This is a genomic window from Nocardiopsis oceanisediminis (genome assembly GCF_048595525.1).
GTDB classification, from domain to species: Bacteria; Actinomycetota; Actinomycetes; order Streptosporangiales; family Streptosporangiaceae; genus Nocardiopsis_A; species Nocardiopsis_A oceanisediminis.
The window spans coordinates 775,631-794,178 of sequence record NZ_JAFMZJ010000001.1 but is presented as its reverse complement, the minus strand read 5'-3'; the positions used below and the strand labels follow the sequence as shown (position 1 = coordinate 794,178).

The 18,548-nt window shown below is 74.8% G+C and carries 14 protein-coding genes and 1 tRNA gene; 2 read left to right on the top strand and 13 right to left on the bottom strand.

All coding sequences use genetic code 11. The annotated features are described in order from the left end of the window. Positions 1 to 53: 53 nt before the first annotated feature. From J0910_RS03720 to J0910_RS03690, 7 genes are all read right to left on the bottom strand, one after another. Positions 54 to 1,508: an alanine/glycine:cation symporter family protein gene (locus tag J0910_RS03720; RefSeq protein WP_420157098.1), complete on the bottom strand. Its 1,455-nt coding sequence runs from the start codon at positions 1,506 to 1,508 to the stop codon at positions 54 to 56. 206 nt (positions 1,509 to 1,714) lie between these two features. Continuing rightward, positions 1,715 to 2,035, bottom strand: coding sequence for a GNAT family N-acetyltransferase (locus J0910_RS03715; RefSeq protein WP_420157097.1), 321 nt, complete (start codon positions 2,033 to 2,035; stop codon positions 1,715 to 1,717). Beyond that, positions 2,020 to 2,976: a DUF5996 family protein gene (locus J0910_RS03710; protein ID WP_420157096.1), complete on the bottom strand. Its 957-nt coding sequence runs from the start codon at positions 2,974 to 2,976 to the stop codon at positions 2,020 to 2,022. The genes J0910_RS03715 and J0910_RS03710 overlap by 16 nt, the downstream gene beginning before the upstream one ends. 42 nt (positions 2,977 to 3,018) lie before the next feature. Then, the gene (gene narI / locus J0910_RS03705) at positions 3,019 to 3,738 is read right to left on the bottom strand and encodes a respiratory nitrate reductase subunit gamma (RefSeq protein WP_420161879.1); all 720 of its coding nucleotides are present in this window, start codon (positions 3,736 to 3,738) and stop codon (positions 3,019 to 3,021) included. Positions 3,739 to 3,752: 14 nt separating this feature from the next. After that, positions 3,753 to 4,478 (bottom strand): nitrate reductase molybdenum cofactor assembly chaperone, encoded by a 726-nt coding sequence (gene narJ, locus J0910_RS03700; protein WP_420157095.1) that lies wholly within the window; start codon positions 4,476 to 4,478, stop codon positions 3,753 to 3,755. Beyond that, positions 4,475 to 6,226 (bottom strand): nitrate reductase subunit beta, encoded by a 1,752-nt coding sequence (gene narH / locus J0910_RS03695; RefSeq protein ID WP_420157094.1) that lies wholly within the window; start codon positions 6,224 to 6,226, stop codon positions 4,475 to 4,477. The genes narJ and narH overlap by 4 nt, the downstream gene beginning before the upstream one ends. Continuing rightward, positions 6,226 to 9,927, bottom strand: a complete 3,702-nt coding sequence (locus J0910_RS03690) for a nitrate reductase subunit alpha (RefSeq protein WP_420161878.1) — start codon at positions 9,925 to 9,927, stop codon at positions 6,226 to 6,228. The genes narH and J0910_RS03690 overlap by 1 nt, the downstream gene beginning before the upstream one ends. A 178-nt stretch (positions 9,928 to 10,105) precedes the next feature. On the opposite strand from J0910_RS03690, the gene J0910_RS03685 reads away from it, so the two are divergent. After that, positions 10,106 to 11,308: an MFS transporter gene (locus tag J0910_RS03685; RefSeq protein WP_420157093.1), complete on the top strand. Its 1,203-nt coding sequence runs from the start codon at positions 10,106 to 10,108 to the stop codon at positions 11,306 to 11,308. Positions 11,309 to 11,317: 9 nt separating this feature from the next. On the opposite strand, the gene J0910_RS03680 is transcribed toward J0910_RS03685, so the two are convergent. The 4 genes from J0910_RS03680 to J0910_RS03665 all read right to left on the bottom strand — a co-directional run bounded on the left by J0910_RS03680 (position 11,318) and on the right by J0910_RS03665 (position 15,031). Continuing rightward, complete coding sequence (locus J0910_RS03680) at positions 11,318 to 12,055, bottom strand: rRNA methyltransferase (RefSeq protein WP_420157092.1); 738 nt, start codon at positions 12,053 to 12,055, stop codon at positions 11,318 to 11,320. Between the two features lie 59 nt (positions 12,056 to 12,114). Then, positions 12,115 to 12,189: transfer RNA gene (locus tag J0910_RS03675), tRNA-Asp, on the bottom strand. Positions 12,190 to 12,268: 79 nt separating this feature from the next. Further along, positions 12,269 to 13,909 carry an ABC-F family ATP-binding cassette domain-containing protein gene (locus J0910_RS03670; protein WP_420157091.1) on the bottom strand — a complete coding sequence of 547 codons (1,641 nt, stop codon included), beginning with the start codon at positions 13,907 to 13,909 and terminating at the stop codon, positions 12,269 to 12,271. A 72-nt stretch (positions 13,910 to 13,981) separates the two neighbouring features. Next, positions 13,982 to 15,031 carry a hypothetical protein gene (locus J0910_RS03665; protein WP_420157090.1) on the bottom strand — a complete coding sequence of 350 codons (1,050 nt, stop codon included), beginning with the start codon at positions 15,029 to 15,031 and terminating at the stop codon, positions 13,982 to 13,984. Positions 15,032 to 15,239: 208 nt separating this feature from the next. Here J0910_RS03665 and J0910_RS03660 point away from each other — a divergent pair, with 208 nt between their 5' ends. Beyond that, a complete protein-coding gene (locus J0910_RS03660; protein WP_420157089.1) occupies positions 15,240 to 15,680 on the top strand; it encodes an RNA-binding S4 domain-containing protein in 441 nt (146 codons plus the stop codon). Positions 15,681 to 16,145: 465 nt separating this feature from the next. On the opposite strand, the gene J0910_RS03655 is transcribed toward J0910_RS03660, so the two are convergent. Continuing rightward, positions 16,146 to 17,291 (bottom strand): epoxide hydrolase family protein, encoded by a 1,146-nt coding sequence (locus tag J0910_RS03655; protein WP_420157088.1) that lies wholly within the window; start codon positions 17,289 to 17,291, stop codon positions 16,146 to 16,148. Between the two features lie 282 nt (positions 17,292 to 17,573). Beyond that, a complete protein-coding gene (locus J0910_RS03650) occupies positions 17,574 to 18,494 on the bottom strand; it encodes an SDR family oxidoreductase (protein ID WP_420161877.1) in 921 nt (306 codons plus the stop codon). Positions 18,495 to 18,548: the final 54 nt, after the last annotated feature.

Below are 18,548 nucleotides of genomic sequence, written 5' to 3'. Positions count from 1 at the left end.
GGGGGCGCCCGACCGCCACCCAGCGTGTCGGGCACCCTGATGAGGTCCGCCGGTCAGCGCTCGGCGGCCGGCTCGGCCTCCGGCCGCGCCGGCTCCCAGCACTCGACGTTGCGCAGCTGCGGCAGCCGGTCCCGGGTGAACACCGGGTCCAGCCCCTGGCGCCGCTGCTCCACGTAGTCCTTCAGCAGCAGCAGCGCGATCCCGCCCAGCGGCGCGATGGCCAGCAGGTTCACCATCGCCATCAGGCCCATGGTGGTGTCGGCCAGGCTCCACACCACGTCGACCTTGCCGATCGCGCCGAGGAAGGTGGCGACCAGGAAGATCAGCTGGAAGCCGAGCATCACCCCGCGCTTGCCGCTGAGGAAGCGGACGTTGGCCTCGCCGTAGTAGTAGTTGCCCAGCACCGAGGTGAAGGCCAGGAGCAGCAGCACCGCGGTGAGCGCGTGCAGCGACCACGAGCCCAGGCCGGCCTGGAGCGCCTCCTGGGTGAGCGCCGGGCCGCGCTCCTCGCCGTAGACCGGGTCGGAGACCAGGATCAGGAAGGCCGTCATCGAGCAGATCACCAGGGTGTCGAAGTAGACGCCGAAGGTCTGCAGCAGGCCCTGCTTGACCGGGTGGCTGACCGAGGCGGTCGCGGCCGCGTTCGGCGCCGACCCCAGGCCCGCCTCGTTGGAGAACATGCCGCGGCGCACGCCCTGCACGATGACGGTGCCCAGCGCGGCGCCGGCCACCTCGCGCAGCCCGAAGGCGCTCTGCACGATCAGGGTGAGCATCGGCAGGATCTTCTCGGCGTTGAGCGCCACCACGGCCAGGCCCATCAGGATGTAGAACAGCGCCATGAACGGCACCAGGGCCTGGGCGACCTGCGCGATCCGGCGCACCCCGCCGAAGACGACCGCGGCGGTGACGGCCACCAGCGCCAGCCCGACCAGCACCGGGAGCCACCCGGGCACCTCGGCGCCGGCCGCCTCCACCGAGGTCTGCACGGCGCCGGAGATGGTGTTGGACTGCACCGCGTTGAACACGAACCCGAAGGTCACCGTGATCAGCACCGCGAAGATGACGCCGGCCCAGCGCGCGTTGAGGCCCCGGGTCATGTAGTAGGCCGGGCCGCCGTGGAAGCCCTTGCTGTCGCGCGCCTTGTACAGCTGCGCCAGCGTGGACTCCACGAAGCTGGCGGCGCCGACCAGCAGCGCCATCACCCACATCCAGAACACGGCGCCGGGCCCGCCGATGGCGATCGCGCCGGCCACGCCGACCACGTTGCCGGTGCCGATCCGGGCCGCTGCGGAGATGGAGAACGCCTGGAACGGCGAGACCGCCTTCTTGCCGTCCGCGGCGGTCTCCGGCTTCCCGCGGAACTGGCGGAGCATCTCCGGTACCAGGCGGATCTGCACCACGCCCAGCCGCACCGTGAAATAGAGGCTGAGCAGGACCAGGAGTGGAATGAGCAGCCACAGCCAGAAGACGTCCGTGGCGGAGACGATGAGTTCGTTGAGACGGTCCAAGAGGGTTTCCTTCGCGGCCGAGGGGGGACGGTCGGATGAACCGCGTCCCTACCCCCGGTTCGGCCCGCGACCCGCCTGAGCCGCGGACGTTGTCCGATGTCGGCCGTTTCGTGACCCGGCCGGTGCCCGCGCCTCCCCTGCGTGACAGAGGGAACGCCCAGCGCACGGCCCCGCGCCCCCTCCCCGGCCGGGGCCGGCGCCCGCCGTCAGTCGGTGACCCTGCTCTCCGGGCGGTTGTAGACCAGGTCCCGGTAGTCCGGGTGGCGGGCGATCCAGCCCTGGTAGAACGGGCAGAGCGGCAGCACCACCAGGCCCCGGGAGCGGATGTGGTCCAGCGAGGCGCGGACGATCGCGCCGCCCACCCCCTTGCCCTCGTGGGCGGGGTCGACCTCGGTGTGCGTGAACACCACCATCTCCCCGGCCAGCAGGTACTCGGCGAACCCCGCGACGGTGCCGTCCGGGAGCCGGGCCTCGTAGCGGCGCCGGGCCGGGACGTCGGTGACCTCCGGCCTCAGTTCGTCTCCCACCGGTTCCCCCTCGCTTCGCTGTACGGATCGGTCACCCCGTTCGGGCAGGCCAGCCGCTCGGTGTCCCAGCCCAGCAGGGACGCGCCCGCCCGGTAGGCCGCCTCGTAGAAGGAGAGCACCGCGCCCTTCGGGTCCTCGGCCTCCCGGACCGCCCCGTAGCGCAGCAGCGCGAGGTGGCCCCGGCCGCTCTCCGCCCACTCGGCGCCGGCCGGCAGCCGGGCCTCGGCCAGCCCGGCCGGCTCGGGCGCGGTGTAGGAGTAGAACGCCGGCTCGGGGACCTTCTCGTCGCCGAACCAGAACCCGAAGCTGGTCACCTCCTCGGAGTAGGCCTCCCTGACCAGCGGGCCCGCCTCCTCGGGCTGCGGCGCCTCCGCACCGCCGAACCGGGTGAGGGCGATGTCGAAGGTGTGCCAGAAGTGGTGCACCGGGCTGGTCTTGCCGGAGTAGCCGGCGGCGAACTCCTCCAGCACCGCGCCGACCTGGCCGAGCACCCGCCAGTACCGGTTGGCCCAGGCCGGCTGGTAGGTGGCGTGCTCGGTGTCCTCGGCGAACGGCCGGCCGGAGTCGGGCAGGTCGAACGGGTAGGGGCGGGCGATGTCGACGTGCACCCCGATCCCCTCCAGGGCGGACAGCACCTCCCGGTAGAACGACGCGACGCTCTGCCCGCTGAGCGGGAACGACGCCTCCCGCCCCTCGGCGGTGCGCGCCACCAGCAGGTGCCGGACGAAGTCGAAGTCGACGGTGAACAGCGGGTTGCCGTCCACCAGCCCCATCGGCCGGGTGGTGAGGCCGGTGCCGGTCAGCCGGAACGGCACGTGCCACCAGTGGTTCCGCCGCGGGCTGGAGGCCATCCTGATCTTGCCCACGATCTGCTCGAACCGGTGCAGCGTGGCCTTGGTCCGATCCCATTCCTCCAGCGGGATCGGCGGGAAGAGCCGCATGGCCGGGCTCCCTTCTCGTCATCGGGTCGGGCCGCTCGCGGGTCATCCCCAGCCGCGGCGGACCGGCCGGGTCGCCCGCCCGCCCGCCTCGTCCCGGGAGCGGTACACCACGTACGGGCGGAACAGGTAGAACCAGGGGACGCTGAACGCGTGCACCAGGCGGGTGAACGGGAAGAGCGCGAACAGCGCCATCCCCACCAGGACGTGCACCTTGAAGACCATGCCCGCGGCGGCCATCGCGGCGACGTCCGGCCGGAGCACCCAGATGCTCCGCCACCACACCGACACCGTGGTCCGGTAGTCCGGCTCGTGCCCGCCGGTGAACTCGGCCGCAGTGGAGACCAGCGTGGTGGCCAGCCCGGCGACGATCGCCAGCAGCAGCACCGCGTACATCGCCTTGTCGTTGGCGGTGGTGGCGCTGAACACCGGCCCCGCGGTGCGCCGCCGCCAGACCAGCAGCGCCACCCCGGCCAGCGTGCACGCCCCGGCCACCGCGCCCAGGCCCAGCGCCACCGCGTGGTAGGCCGCGTCGGTGACGCCCAGCGCCGCGGTCCACGCCTTCGGGACCGCCAGCCCCACCGCGTGCCCGATGACCACCACCAGCAGCCCGAAGTGGAACAGCGGGCTGCCGATGCGCAGCAGCCTCGACTCGTACAGCTGCGAGGAGCGGGTGGTCCAGCCGAACTGGTCGTACCGGTAGCGCCAGACCGCGCCGCCGATGAACAGCACCAGCACGACGTAGGGAAGCACGCCCCACAGCATCACGCCGGCCGGGGTCACCGCGGCCCCTCCGCGGACGGGTCGAAGGGCGCCGGGGCGCCCACCGCGGGCATGCCCAGCTGCACCGGCCCGGCGGCGCCGGCCGCCCCGTCGCCGCCGGCCGCGCTGTAGGGCTCCATCCCGACGTCCTCGGCGGGCGGCCCCTGCTCGGCGAGGCGGCGGGCCTCGGCCCGCTGCGCCGCCGCGGGCGGCGGGAGCGTCGCCGCGACCGCGTCCACCACCTCGGCGTAGGGCGTGCCGTGCTCGTGCAGCCCGGCGCGGAGCAGCTCCAGGCCGGGCTGGAACCGGACCAGCAGCGCCCGGCCCCACTCCGAGTCGCCGCGGGCGGCGAACTCCAGCAGCACCGACAGGTGGTCGGGGAGCTCCCGCGGGCCCGGCCGCCAGCCGCACTCGGCGTAGACCTCCTTGAGCCGGGCCAGCGTGTGCCCGCGCCTGCGGGTGTCGCCGTCGGTGTAGAAGGTCATGTGCAGCGCGCGGCGGCGGCGCATGTCGAAGGTCTCCACGTAGTGCGCGGCCAGCTCCAGCTCGGGCGTGGAGGCCGCGAACGCGCAGAACCGGTCCAGGGCGGTGCGCGGGCCGCCGCGGGGCAGCTCCAGCACGGCGGCCCGGATGCCGGGCAGCCGCTCGAAGAACGCCCGGTCCGGGTAGTCCAGCAGCAGCGCGGCGGCGCGCCGCACCACCGCGGTGTCCCGGTCGCGCACCTGCCTCCCCTGAGTCCTCACCGGTCCTCCTCCCGGTCGGCGCGGCGCTCACCGGGGCCGTGCTGCTCTCCGGGGAAGAGCCCTTCCGGGCGGCCGTTGCCGTCCCAGTTGAGCAGGTTCACCCTGCCCTTGAGCTCGTCCCGGTCGACCGGCGCGTCGCTGGTCTGGCGCATCCGCAGCGCGTGGAAGGTCTCCACGCCGGCGGGGTCGGGGCGGCCCGAGGCCTCGCCGAGCGGCGGGCCGAGCGCCCGGCCGTGCGAGGCGCCCATGCCGCCCATGCCCGGCCCGCCCTCGTAGTCCAGGCTGCACCCGACCTCGTCGATCACGCCCCGGTCGGCGTCGTCCACCCCGTAGGCGGTGGGGATGACGTAGCGGTCGTCGTACTTGGCCAGGGCGAGCAGCCGGTACAGTTCCTCGATCCGCTCCGGGTCGGTGCCGGCCGACTCGGCGATCGAGGGGTCCGGCTCCTGGCCGAGGTTGATCCGGCGCATGTGCGAGCGCATCGCGGCGAGCGTGCGCAGCGACGCCTCGACCGGCGCGGGGTCGCCCGCGGTGAACAGCTCGGCGAGGTACTCCACCGGGATGCGCAGCGTGTCGATGGCGCCGAACAGGTTGCCGGCGTCCTCCCCGTCGTGCCCGGTGGAGGAGAGCGCGTCCACCACCGGGGAGAGCGGGGGGATGTACCAGACCATCGGCATGGTGCGGTACTCCGGGTGCAGCGGGAGCGCCACCCGGTGCCGGACGGCCAGGGCGTGCACCGGGGAGCGGCGGGCCGACTCCACCCACCGGTCCGGCACCCCGTCGCGCCGGGCCGCCGCCCGCACCCCGGGGTCCTCCGGGTCGAGGAAGACGCCGAGCTGGGCCCGGTACAGGTCGCGCTCGTCGGCGACCGCGGCGGCCTCGCCGACCCGCTCCGCGTCGTAGAGCACCACGCCCAGGTAGCGCAGCCGGCCCACGCAGGTCTCCGAGCAGATGGTGGGCATGCCCACCTCGATGCGCGGATAGCACATCGTGCACTTCTCGGCCTTGCCGGTCTTGTGGTTGAAGTAGACCTTCTTGTACGGGCAGCCGGTGACGCACATCCGCCAGCCCCGGCACCGGTCCTGGTCGACCAGGACGATGCCGTCCTCGGAGCGCTTGTACATCGCGCCGGAGGGGCAGGAGGCCACGCAGGACGGGTTGAGGCAGTGCTCGCAGATCCGCGGCAGGTAGAACATGAAGGTCTGCTCGAACTCCAGCCGCACCCTGTCGCCGAGCCGCTGCACCACCGGGTCCTGGGAGGCCAGCTCGGGGCCGCCGGCCAGGTCGTCGTCCCAGTTGGCGCTCCACCGCACCTGCATCGGCTCGCCGGACAGCAGCGACCGGGGCCGGGCCACCGGCGCGTCGTCGCCCAGCGGCGCGCTGATCAGGTGGTCGTAGTCGTAGGTCCAGGGCTCGTAGTAGTCCTCGATGGAGGGCATCAGCGGGTTGGCGAAGATGGTCGCCAGCTTCCTGATCCGCCCGCCGGCCCGCGGTCTGAGCCGCCCGGAGCGGGTCCGCGCCCAGCCGCCCTTCCACCGGTCCTGGTCCTGGTAGCGGCGCGGGTACCCCTGGCCGGGGCGGGTCTCCACGTTGTTGAACCAGACGTACTCCACGCCGCTGCGGTTGGTCCAGGCCTGCTTGCAGGTGACCGAGCAGGTGTGGCACCCGATGCACTTGTCCAGGTTCATCACCATGGCGACCTGCGCCATGACGCGGCCGATCGGCCGCTCGCCGGTCGTGCCCGCCATCAGTACCTCACCTCGCTCGTGCGCTTGCGGACCACGGTGGTCTCGTCGCGCTGGTTGCCGGTCGGGCCGATGTAGTTGAAGGCGTAGCTGAACTGGGCGTATCCGCCGATGAGGTGGGTGGGCTTGACCAGCAGCCGGGTCAGCGAGTTGTGGATGCCGCCGCGCTTCCCGGTGGTCTCGGTGCGCGGCATGTCCACGGTCCGCTCCTGGGCGTGGTAGATGTACACGGTCCCGGCGGGCATCCGGTGCGAGACGGCGAGCCGGGCGGCGATCACCCCGTTCCGGTTGACCGCCTCCACCCAGTCGTTGTCCCGGGCGCCGATCGCCTCGGCGTCGACCGGGCTCATCCACAGCACCGGCCCGCCCCGGGAGAGGGTGAGCATGAGCAGGTTGTCCTGGTACTCGGAGTGGATGGACCACTTGGAGTGCGGGGTGAGGTAGCGGACCGCGACCTCGCGCCGGCCGTCCGCGCCCCGCAGCGGCTCGCCGAACAGCCGGTGCATGTCCAGCGGCGGCCGGTACACCGGCAGCTGCTCGCCGAACTCCGCCATCCAGTCGTGGTCGACGTAGAAGTGCTGCCGCCCGGTCAGGGTGTGCCACGGCTTGCCGTTCTCCACGTTCACCGTGAACGGCGAGTAGCGGCGGTCCGGCGCCTCCTTGCCGGACCACTCCGGGCTGGCGCCGACCGGGGTCGGCCGCGCCTGGGCGTCGCCGAACACCACCCGGCGCTCCCGGCCCTGCTCGATGAGGTCGGAGAAGTCGGCGCCGGTGCGCTCGGCCAGCCGGGCGAAGCCCTGCGCGGCCAGCCGCCCGTTGCTGGTGCCGGAGAGCGCCAGGATCATCTCGCACGCCTTGACGTCGGTGTCCAGCGACGGCCGGCCGTCGGCGGGGCCGCCGCGCACCGCGCCGTTCCGCCGCCGCAGCCACTCCACCTCCTCGTCGGGGGTGAACGAGACGCCCTTCACCGGCAGCCCGGCCTCCTCGGCGAGCGGGCCGAGCGCCGCCATCCGGTCGGCCACCGCCGGGTAGTCGCGCTCCACCACGACCAGGGCGGGCATGGTGCGGCCGGGCACCGGCCGCTCCCCGGCCGCCTTCCAGTCCGGCGCGGTCCCGCCGGGCTGGGCCAGCTCGCCGGGGGTGTCGTGGCCGTGCGGGACCGCCACCAGGTCCCCGGCCCGGCCCAGCCGGGTCTCGGCCATCCCGCTGAACACCCGGGCCAGCGCGTGGAAGGCGTCGAAGTCGGTGCGGGCCTGCCAGGGCGGGTCGATCGCCGGGTTGAACGCGTGCACGAACGGGTGCATGTCGGTGGTGGAGAGGTCGTGCTTCTCGTACCAGGTGGCGGCGGGCAGCACGATGTCGGACATCAGCGTGGTGGTGGTCATCCGGAAGTCCAGGGTGACCAGCAGGTCGAGCTTGCCCTCCGGGGCCGGCTCGCGCCAGGCGAGGCCGCCCGGGCGGTGCCCGGGGCCGGCCTGCCCGCCCTGGACCGCGGAGTCGGTGCCGAGCAGGTGCCGGGAGAAGTACTCGCTGCCCTTGGCGGAGGAGCCGAGCAGGTTGGACCGCCACACGGTGAGCACCCGGGGCCAGTTCTCCGGGGCGTCGGGGTCCTCGCAGGCGAACCGGAGCCGGCCGGCGTGCAGCTCCTCCACCGCGTAGTCGGCCGGGTCCATGCCGGCCTCCTCGGCCTGGCGGACGATGCGCAGCGGGTTGCGGTCGAAGGTCGGGTAGGAGGGCATCCAGCCCATCCGGGCGGAGGCGGCGACCAGGTCGGCGGTGTGCCTTCCGGCCACCTCGCCCGGCCCCAGCGGCGAGGTGAGCGCGTCGGCGCCGTAGGTGTCGTAGCGCCACTGGTCGGTGTGGAGGTACCAGTAGGCGGTTCCGGCCATGAAGCGCGGCGGCCGGCTCCAGTCCATCGCCGAGGCGTAGGCCGCCCAGCCGGTACTGGTGCGGCACTTCTCCTGGCCGACGTAGTGCGCCCAGCCGCCGCCGTTGCGCCCCTGGCAGCCGGTGAGCAGCAGCAGGGTGAAGAACGCCCGGTACATGGTGTCGCCGTGGAACCACTGGTTGGTGCCGGCGCCGAGCACGATCATCGCCCGGCCGCCGCTGGCCTCGGCGGTCGCGGCGAACTCGCGGGCGATCCGGGCGGCCCGGTCGGCCGGCACCCCGGTGATCTCCGCCTGCCAGGCCGGCGTGTAGGGCAGCGACGGGTCGTCGTAGCCGGCCGGCCACTCCCCGGGCAGCCCCTCGCGGGCCACCCCGTACTGGGCCATGACCAGGTCGAAGACGGTGGTGACCAGGTGGCCGCCGATCCGGCGGGCGGGCACTCCGCGGCGCAGCGGCCGACCGGAGCCGTCCTCGGCGTCGAACCGGGGCAGCAGCACCTCCACCGGTTCGGCGCCCTCGGCGCCGTGCAGGGTGAGCCGCGGGGTGCGGCCGTCCAGGCCGAGGTTCCACCGGCCGGCGCCGTCGGCGCCCCAGCGGTGGCCGAGCGTCCCGGCGGGCGCCACCGGGGAGCCGTCGGCCTCGTCGGTGAAGAGCGGCTTCCAGCGCGCCTCGGGCTCCCCGGCGAGCTCCTCGACGTCGGCGGCGGTGAGGAACTTGCCCGGTACCCGGGAGCCGTCCTCCCGCTCCTCCAGCCGGACCAGGAACGGCAGGTCGGTGTAGCTGCGCACGTAGGAGTCGAAGGCCGGCACGGTGCGCCGGGCGAAGAACTCGGTGAGCACCACGTGGCCCATGGCCATGGCCAGCGCGCCGTCGGTGCCGGGGTGGGCGGCCAGCCACTCGTCGGCGAACTTCGCGGCGTCGCTGTAGTCCGGGGCGACGACCACGACCTTCTGGCCCCGGTAGCGGGCCTCTGCCATCCAGTGCGCGTCGGGGGTCCGGGTGACCGGCACGTTGGAGCCCCACAGCACCAGGTAGGCGGCGTCCCACCAGTCGCCGGACTCCGGGACGTCGGTCTGGTCGCCGAACACCTGCGGGGAGGCCACCGGCAGGTCGGCGTACCAGTCGTAGAAGGAGAGCATGGAGCCGCCGAGCAGGTTCACGAACCGGGCGCCGACCCCGTGCGAGACCTGCGACATCGCCGGGATCGGGGAGAACCCGGCGATGCGGTCCGGGCCGTACGCGGCGATGGTGTGCACGTGCGCGGCGGCGGCGATCTCCAGCGCCTCGTCCCAGGTGATCCGGACCAGCCCGCCCTTTCCCCGGGCCGACTGGTAGCGGCGGCGCTTCTCCGGGTCGGTGCTGACCTCGGCCCAGGCGGCGACCGGGTCGCCCAGCCGCTCCCGGGCCTCCCGGTACATCTCCACCAGCACCCCGCGGGCGTAGGGGTAGCGCACCCGGGTCGGCGAGTAGGTGTACCAGGAGAACGCGGCGCCGCGCGGGCAGCCGCGCGGCTCGTACTCGGGGCGGTCCGGGCCGACCGAGGGGTAGTCGGTGGCCTGGGTCTCCCAGGTGATGATGCCGTCCTTGACGTAGACGTTCCACGAGCACGACCCGGTGCAGTTCACCCCGTGGGTGGAGCGGACGACCTTGTCGTGGCTCCACCGGTCGCGATAGAAGACATCGCCCCCGCGGCCGCCGGACTTGAATTCGGCGCGCATGTCGGCGGTGGTCGGAGTTCGCGTCAGATATGTTCCGAGGCGTAGCAGGGAATCCCCGGCACCACCGCTGCGACCGGCGCTTTTGCCGTCATCGGCCATGAACATCACTCGCCTTTTACTCCGCGCCGCGACACTGTCGGACCACGCAGGGGAAATCATCGGCCGCTCTGTTCTTCGAATCCACCCCGACACGCCTTTTCTCCCTCTCGCACCTAATTCGGATTTCCCTTCGATCCGTTTAGCCTGAATCGGGAATCCGCGCCGAGGAGGCGATCCGATGAGTACGGGGGAACCCGGGGCCGACGCGCCCGCCGCCGCGGCCGGCGGCGCCGGGGCCAACCTGGCCCTGGCCACCGCCGCGTTCGCGCTCACCTTCTGGGCGTGGAACCTGGTGGGCCCGCTGTCCAGGACCTACACCGAGCAGCTGGCGCTGAGCCCGTCCCAGACGTCGCTGCTGGTGGCGTTCCCGGTGCTGGTCGGATCGCTGGGCCGGATCCCGGTGGGGGTGCTCACCGACCGGTACGGCGGCCGGGCCATGTTCACCGCGATCTGCCTGATCAGCATCGTCCCGGTGCTCCTGGTCGGCGTCTCCGGCGGCTCCTACCCGATGCTGATGCTGTGGGGGTTCTTCCTCGGTGTCGCGGGCACCTCGTTCGCGGTCGGCATCCCGTTCGTCAACGCCTGGCACGCCCCGTCCCGGCGCGGCTTCGCGACCGGCGTCTTCGGCGCCGGGATGGGCGGCACCGCGCTGTCCGCGCTCCTCACCCCGCACCTGGCGGCGGCCCTGGGGCTGCTCGGCACCCACCTGGCGATGTGCGCCGCGCTGGCCGCGATGGGCGCGGTGATGTGGCTGTTCAGCCGGAACGCCCCGGGGTGGCGGCCGAGCACCGGCCCGGCGCTGCCGCGGATGCGCGAGGCGCTGCGGCTCCGCGCCACCTGGCAGGCGTCGCTGCTGTACGCGGTGGCGTTCGGCGGGTTCGTGGCGTTCTCCACCTACATGCCGACGCTGCTCACCGCCGCCTACGACTTCGCGCAGACCGACGCCGGGCTGCGCACCGCCGGGTTCGCCCTGGTCGCGGTGGTGGCCCGGCCGATCGGCGGGACGCTCTCCGACCGCGTCGGCCCGGTGCGGGTCTGCCTGGCGTCGTTCCTGGGCACCGCGCTCTTCGCGGTCCTGCTCTCCTTCCACCCGCCCGCCGAGTTCCCCGCCGGGCTGACCTTCGTGCTCATCGCGTTCTCCCTGGGACTGGGCACCGGCGGGGTGTTCGCGCTGGTCGCCAAGGTGGTGGAGCCGTCCCGGGTGGGCACCGTCACCGGCCTGGTCGGCGCGGCCGGCGGGCTGGGCGGCTACTTCCCGCCGCTGGTGATGGGCGCCGTCTACCAGGCCACCGGGGCCTACACCATCGGGTTCGTGCTGCTGGCCGCGGTCTCGCTGGGCGTCGCCCTGTACACCTCCCGGGCGTTCCGCTCGGTGGCCTGAGCCCGGCGGTCAGCCTCCCGCCGCGCGCAGGTCGGCGGCGCGGACCAGGACCGCGGCGCGGCTGCCGACCCGCACCCGCTCCAGTACCGCGACGCCGGCGGGGAGGGCGACCTTGCGGGCGCGGGCCGAGACCGCCAGCACCGCGTGGTCCGGCAGCACCCCGGCCAGCGCGGCCAGCAGCGCCGGGACGGGTTCGGCGCCGGGCGGGACGCCGTGCCAGCGGGCCAGGTCGCCGTAGGGCACGTCGGTGATGACCGCGTCGACCGGGCGGGGCGGCGGCGCGGGCCGGAACGCGTCCTCCACCCGGGCCTCGGCCGGCAGCGGCCCGCCGCCGCCCTCCAGCGCCGCGGCGAGCCGGCGGGCCGCCGCGGCGCGCCCGGCGAACGACTCCCGGCCGGTCTCGGCGCCGGCGGCGAGCAGTTCGCGCTCGCGCTCGGCCAGCCCGCCCGGGGCGAGCAGGGCCAGGTTGCGCCGGGCGATGCCGACCGCGTCCGGGTCGGCGTCGCCGGCCAGCACGTGCGCCAGCTCCGCGCGGTGCAGCAGCCCCAGCGAGGCGGCCAGGTGGCCGCTGCCGCAGCAGGGGTCCCACAGTCCGGCGGGACGCCCCGGCAGATGCGACAGGACCCGGCCGAGCAGCTCCTCGGCGAGCCGGACCGGGTAGCCGGGGTGGCCGGGGGCGGACCGCAGCACGGTGCCCGAGGCCAGGTCGGAGCGGTCGGCCCGGTCGGTCGCGAAGCGGTAGGCCACGGTTCCTCCCCGGGGACGACGAAGGCCCGGAACCGTGCGGTTCCGGGCCTGGATCGATGCGGTCCTGACGGGATTTGAACCCGCGGCCTCCACCTTGACAGGGTGGCGAGCACTCCTAACTGCTCCACAGGACCATTCGCGCGTCCCCCTGAGGGGCCCGCGTCCGGTAAGAACACTCTACCGGGCTTTTCCAGTGGTTCGCGCCACCGGTGCTCACCGGTTCCGGCGCACCCGCCGCTCGTCCCACACCGGTTCGCCCGACCCGTAGACGGTCCCGTCCTCGCCGAACACCAGGAACCGGTCGAAGGACCGGGCGAACCAGCGGTCGTGCGTGACGGAGAGCACCGTCCCCTCGAACCCGCCCAGGGCCGCCTCCAGCGCCTCGGCGGACTCCACGTCGAGGTTGTCGGTCGGCTCGTCGAGCAGCAGCATGGTCGCCCCGGACAGCTCCAGCAGCAGCACTTGGAACCGGGCCTGCTGGCCGCCGGAGAGCGCGTCGAACCGGGTGTCGCGCCGGTGCAGCAGCTCGTAGCGCTGGAGCGCGGGGGCGGCCTTGTCCAGCTGCATGGCGTGGTCCTCGGCGAGGATCCCGGCGAGCGTGCGGCCGTTCCACTCCGGGTGCTCGTGGGTCTGCGCGAAGTGGCCGGGCACCACCCGGGCGCCGAGCTTCGCCGTACCGGAGTGCAGGACCGACCCCGGGTCGGCGAGGAGCCGCAGGAAGTGCGATTTGCCGGACCCGTTGGAGCCGAGCACCCCGACCCGCTCGCCGAAGAAGACCTCGGCGTCGAACGGCTTCATCAGCCCGGTCAGCTCCAGGCCGGTGCAGGTCAGCGCGCGCACCCCGGTGCGGCCGCCGGCCAGCCGCATCCGGATGTCCTGCGCCCGCGGCGGCTCCGGCGGCGGCCCGGCCTCCTCGAACCTGCGCAGCCGGGTCATGGCGGCCCGGTACCGGCTGGCCATGTCGTCGTTGTTCGCGGCCTTCTGCCGCAGGTTGCGCACCAGCTCGCGGAGCTGGGCGTGCCGCTCGTCCCAGCGGCGGCGCAGCTCGGCGAAGCGGGCGTGCCGGTCCTCCCGGGCCCGGTGGTAGCCCTCGAAGCCGCCGCCGTGCACCCAGGCCGTCGCACCGGCGCCCTTGCCGCCCTCCAGGGTGACGATGTGCGTGGCGGTGGCGGCGAGCAGCTCGCGGTCGTGGCTGATGAACAGGACCGTCTTCGGCGTGGAGCGGAGCCGCTCCTCCAGCCAGCGCTTGCCCGGCACGTCCAGGTAGTTGTCGGGCTCGTCGAGCAGGAGCACCTCGTCCGGGCCGCGCAGCAGCGCCTCCAGCACCAGCCGCTTCTGCTCCCCGCCGGAGAGGGTGGCCAGCTCCCGGTACTGGGCGCGGGCGTAGGGGGTGCCGAGCGCGGCGACGGTGCACACGTCCCAGAGCACCTCGGCGTCGTAGCCGCCCGCGTCCGACCAGTCGGAGAGCGCCTGGGCGTAGCGGAGCTGGACCTCCTCGGCGTCGTCCTCCATCATGGCCAGCTCGGCGGCGTCCAGCTCGGCCCCGGCCGCGCGGACCGCCGGCGGCGACACCGACAGCAGCAGCTCGCGCACGCTCGCCTCCGGCGGCAGCGCCCCGGCCCCGTGCGAGCCGATGAACTGCCGCATCACCCCGACCCGGCCGCTGCCGGCGACGGTGCCCTCGGTCGGCTGCTCGTCCCCGGCGATGACGCGCAGCAGGGTCGTCTTCCCGCTGCCGTTCGCGCCGACCAGGACCGCCTTCATCCCCTCCCCGACCCGGAAGGACACCTCGTCCAGCAGCATCGCCCCGTCGGGCAGGCGGTAGCCCACCCCGGCGACGTCGATATGGCCCATGCCCGCCACTATGCCGACCGCGCCCGGCACCGGTCGAGCGGTTTTCCCGCCGCGGCCTCCCCGGCGGCCGGGTCAGCCGCGGCCGCAGGACCGGCAGGCCGGGCGGGCCGTGCGGTGGTAGGAGGCCGTTCCGGCCAGCAGGCCGAGCCCCCACACCACATAGGCCGGGACGGCGACCCAGAAGAACCAGGGCTCGTACCCGCCCATGGCCTCCCCTGACGCCGCCAGGTCGCCCGGGGCCAGCGCCATCTGCCCCAGGCCCACCAGGAAGTAGCAGCTCATCCCGACCGCCGCGAAGCCGCCGGGGACCAGCACCAGCGGCCGGGGCACCCGGCGCCCGGCCAGTAGCGGCACCCGGCGCGGCCACACCCTGCCCCACCCCGACACCAGGGCGAGCGGCAGGAGCGTGCCGGCGAGCAGGAAGAGCGCCTCGAAGGCGTAGACGCCCGCCCCGCCGGCGAGCGGAGAGGCCCCCTCGCCGGTGATCAGCCCCGGGTCGGCGGCGAGCTGGGCCGCGATCCGCACCGCGCAGGCGGCGACCACCGCGCCGGCCGCGAACCGCGCCCAGCCCGGTGCCCGCTCCGGCGCGGACCGGGACCGCGCGGTCCGCCCGCAGGAGGCGCAGGCCGCGCGGAGCCGCCGGTACTCCGCCAGCACCGCCGCGGCGAGCAGCACCGCCCCCGCCGCGCAGCCCGCCCGGCTGAGCACGGCGTCCGCTCGGATCTCCAGCCCCGGGCCGGCCCAGGAGATCAGCAGCCCCACCACGTCCAGCAGGAGCAGGAACGAGGCGAAGACCAGCCCGAGGGCGGCGGCCGCCCCCGCGGCCACCGCCGCCCAGCGGACGCCGGACGCCCCGCGGGCGGGCCGCACGAGCACCCCGGAGGCCAGCGCGGCAGCGGCGCACAGCAGCACCGCCGGCCAGTCGGAGAACGGCCCGAGGTCGTCGCCGATCGGCGGCATCCACGGCCGCCCGGTCAGCGCCCAGTACAGCCGCAGCCCGCCGTAGCCGACCGCCCACACCAGCGCCGCGAGGGCGGCGCCGCTCGCCCGGCGCGGAGCGCCCGTCCTCCGCTCCGCGCCCGGCGCCGTCCCCTGCTCCGCGACCGCTTCGCCCTGTGCCATGGCCCCATCGTCGGCCCCGGTGGCGCCCCGGTTTCACCCTCCGCCGAGGGGTTCAGGGGCCGCCCCTCCCCCGCGCGGGGGAGGACGCGCCCCGGCCGTCCGCCGGGGCGGCGGAGATCGGCCGCCGACCGTAGAGTGCACAGGAGGAGGGCCCGGGCGCACCGGTCCGGGGCCGACCGGGACCGTCCGCCGAGGGGAAGGACCGACCGTGACCGAGGACCGCCGGGACGACGCCGGCCCCGCGCCGCAGCCGCCGCTTCCGCAGGGGCCGCCGAGCACCCGCGTGGACAAGTGGCTGTGGGCGGTGCGCCTGGTCAAGACGCGCGCCGACGCCGCGCAGGCGTGCCGCGGCGGCCACGTCCGGGTGAACGACAAGCCCGCGAAGCCCGCCGCCTCCGTCTCCCCCGGCGACGAGGTCCGGCTCCGGCTGCACGGCACCACCCGGATCGTCGACGTCGGCCACATCCTGGAGAAGCGGGTCGGCGCGCCGATCGCGGTGCGCTGCTACACCGACCGGACCCCCGCACCGTCCCCGAGCGCGCCGCCGCAGGCCTTCGCCGCCCCGCCGCGCCGCGACCGCGGCGCCGGCCGCCCCACCAAGCGGGACCGCCGCCAGATGGAGCGCCTCCGCCACGAGGGCCTCGGCTGAGAGACCGTCGGGCATCCGGGTGGTCGCCCGGGGTGCCCGGCGGCGGACCGCCCCGTTGATCTTGGAGTTGCAGGGGTATCAGGGCGCCCTGATACCCCCGCAGCACCCAGACCAACGGGGAAGCGGGACGGCGGCGCACGGCCCGCAGCGGCCGCGGCGGCGCCGGGCCCCCGAACCCCGCCTCTCCCGGCCCGCGGCCGGACACCCCGGGCGACCGGCCGCACACCCGACAGTCTCCGAGCCGCCGGACGCGCGGGCGCCCGCCCGCCCCGGCCGGCGGAGCGGCCCGCCCGCGCTCTCCGCCCTGGCAGAGCACACCGCCCTCCCGAGCGGGCCTCCGGGCGCCCGCCCGCATGCCCGGCGGCCCCTGCGGCCGGATCGGAAGAGGCCGCGGCCGCGCGGCAGGAGCGGCGCCCCGCTCCGGACCGCGGGCCCTCTCCCCCGCCGCGGCCGGGACCGGCCCCCTCAGCCCAGCAGCTCCGCGGCGAAGCCGCGGATGTCGCCGACCAGCAGGTCGGGGGCCTGGAGCGAGGCGAAGTGGCCGCCCCGGTCGAACTCGGTCCAGCGGACGATCCGGTTGGAGCGCTCGGCGAAGACCCGCAGCGCGCCGTCGCCCGGGAAGACCGCGACCGCGGTCGGCACCCCCGAGACCGGTCCGCCGTAGAACTCGTCGCCGGACTCCTTGTACAGCCGGGCGGCCGACCCGGAGGTGCCGGTGAACCAGAAGATCGAGGCGTTGGCCAGCACCGCGTCCCGGTCCACCGGGGTCTGCACGGCCCGCGCCGGGTCGTAGTCGACGAACCACTCCAGGTTCCAGGCGAGCATGCCGACCGGGGAGTCGTTCAGCGCGTAGGCGATGGTCTGCGGCCGGGTGGAGTGCATGATCGCGTACCCGGACCGCTGTTCCCACTCGGCCGCCCCCGCGTACACCCGGGCCGCCTCCTCCTCGGCGAGGCCGGCCATCGGGTCCTCGCTCTCCCAGTCCGGGCCGGCGCCGACCAGCGCGTTCAGGTGCACGCCCAGCACGTGCGCGGTGTCGGCCCGGCCGAGCTCGGGGGAGATGATCGAGCCGGCGTCGCCGCCCTGGGCGATATAGCGGTCGTAGCCGAGGCGGCGCATCAGCTCCGCCCAGGCGCGGGCGACCCGGGGCGGCCCCCAGCCCTTCTCCCGGGTCGGCCCGGAGAAGGCGAAGCCGGGGATGGACGGCGCGACCACGTGGAACGCGGGCGCGTCCGGCGCCCCGTGCGCGCCCGGGTCGGAGAGCGGCCCGATGATGTCCAGGAAGTCCGCGATGGTGCTCGGCCACCCGTGGGTGAGCAGCAGCGGCACGGCGTCCGGCCGAGGCGAGCGGACGTGCGCGAAGTGCACGTTCTGCCCGTCGATCCCGGTGCGGAACTGCGGGAGCGCGTTGAGCCGCGCCTCCTGGGCCCGCCAGTCGAACCCGTCCCTCCAGTACTCGGCCAGTTCGCGCAGGTGGTCGCGCTCCACCCCGTACTCCCAGCCGGCTCCGGGCAGCGCGTCCGGCCACCGGCAGCCGTCGATCCGCCGGTGCAGTTCGTCGATGTCGCCCTGCGGGACCTCGACGCGGAATTCCTCGATCGCTTCGCTCATGGCCCCGAAGCTAGGAGCGATCGCGGACCTTTCGTGTCCGCGTTCGCCGCCCGCACCGGTCCTTCTTCGCGCCGGGGCGTGACCTGCCCGGACGGCCCGCCCCGGGACCCGGCGGGGACCGGCGCACCGGCGCAGGCCGGACGGACACCGTGAGCGCCCGCCCGCCGCCGAGCGGACCGGGCGGGACGCCGGCTCCTCCCGATCCGGTCGGCGCCTCCCCGGCCCGCCCGCACGCGCGGGCGCTCCCCGCCGTCCGGGCCGCCCCCGCCGGCCGGGTCCCGGTCAGCGGTAGCCGGTGGCGTCGGCCGAGCGGCCCGCCTGCTCCACCTCGGTGATGTAGCGCCAGGCGTCCGGCCGGCTGCCGTCGGCGTCGGTGAGGCCGTAGACCTTGGCCAGGTGGCCGCTGGACAGCGTCAGCCCGGTCCACCGCCCCTTCCCCGGGTCGGCGGCCAGCGCCGCGACGCCGCGCCCCACCAGGGCCGGGCTCTCCGAGATGCAGAAGTGCGGAACCTTCTCCAGCGCGTCCCGCCAGTTCTCCTCGGTCACCCCGTAGTGCTCCAGCATCGCCTCCGAGCGCAGCCAGCCGGGGGTGACCGCGACCGCCGTCCCGCCCAGGTCGCGCAGCTCGTGCGCCTGGGCCCTGGCCATCCGCTGCACCGAGGACTTCACCAGGTCGTAGAAGAGGCCGACGTCGGCCCGGTAGGCGGCGTTGAAGGCGTCGGTCCCGTCGGTCATCTCCACCACCAGGCCGCCGGGGTTCCGGTTGAGCAGCGGGAGCGCGTGGTGGCTGGTGATCGCGTGGGTGTCGATGCCCAGCCGGAGCATCCGCAGCCCCTCCTCCAGCGAGTGCTCCCACAGCCGCAGGCCGAACTGGGTGAGGTAGACGTCGCCGCCCCAGACGTCGTTGACCAGCACGTCCAGCCGGCCCTGCTCGGCGTCGATCCGCTCGACCAGCGCCGCGACCCGTTCCGGCTCCAGGTGGTCGACCTGGACCGCGATGCCCCGGCCTCCGGCCCGGTCGACCAGTTCGGCGGTCTCCTCGATCGTCTCCGGGCGCCCCATCTCCGACCTCTGCTCCCGGGTGGTGCGGCCGGTGGCGTAGACCGTCGCCCCCGCCCGGCCCAGCTCCACCGCGATCGCCCGCCCCGCGCCCCGGGTGGCCCCGGCGACCAGCGCGACCTTGCCCTGCAGACCGTTCACCACGACGTCCTCCGCGTTCCCGCTCGTGTCTTCCGCCTCCGTCACCCGAAGTTCTAC

Coding starts and splice junctions, on each gene's coding strand:
- J0910_RS03710 (WP_420157096.1), bottom strand. CDS start 2,976: ATGCGGCTCTTCCCGCCGATCCCGCTGGAGGAATGGGATCGGACCAAG.
- J0910_RS03655 (WP_420157088.1), bottom strand. CDS start 17,291: ATGAGCGAAGCGATCGAGGAATTCCGCGTCGAGGTCCCGCAGGGCGAC.
- J0910_RS03665 (WP_420157090.1), bottom strand. CDS start 15,031: ATGGCACAGGGCGAAGCGGTCGCGGAGCAGGGGACGGCGCCGGGCGCG.
- J0910_RS03685 (WP_420157093.1), top strand. CDS start 10,106: ATGAGTACGGGGGAACCCGGGGCCGACGCGCCCGCCGCCGCGGCCGGC.
- narH (WP_420157094.1), bottom strand. CDS start 6,226: ATGGCGGGCACGACCGGCGAGCGGCCGATCGGCCGCGTCATGGCGCAG.
- J0910_RS03690 (WP_420161878.1), bottom strand. CDS start 9,927: ATGGCCGATGACGGCAAAAGCGCCGGTCGCAGCGGTGGTGCCGGGGAT.
- narI (WP_420161879.1), bottom strand. CDS start 3,738: ATGCTGTGGGGCGTGCTTCCCTACGTCGTGCTGGTGCTGTTCATCGGC.
- J0910_RS03670 (WP_420157091.1), bottom strand. CDS start 13,909: ATGGGCCATATCGACGTCGCCGGGGTGGGCTACCGCCTGCCCGACGGG.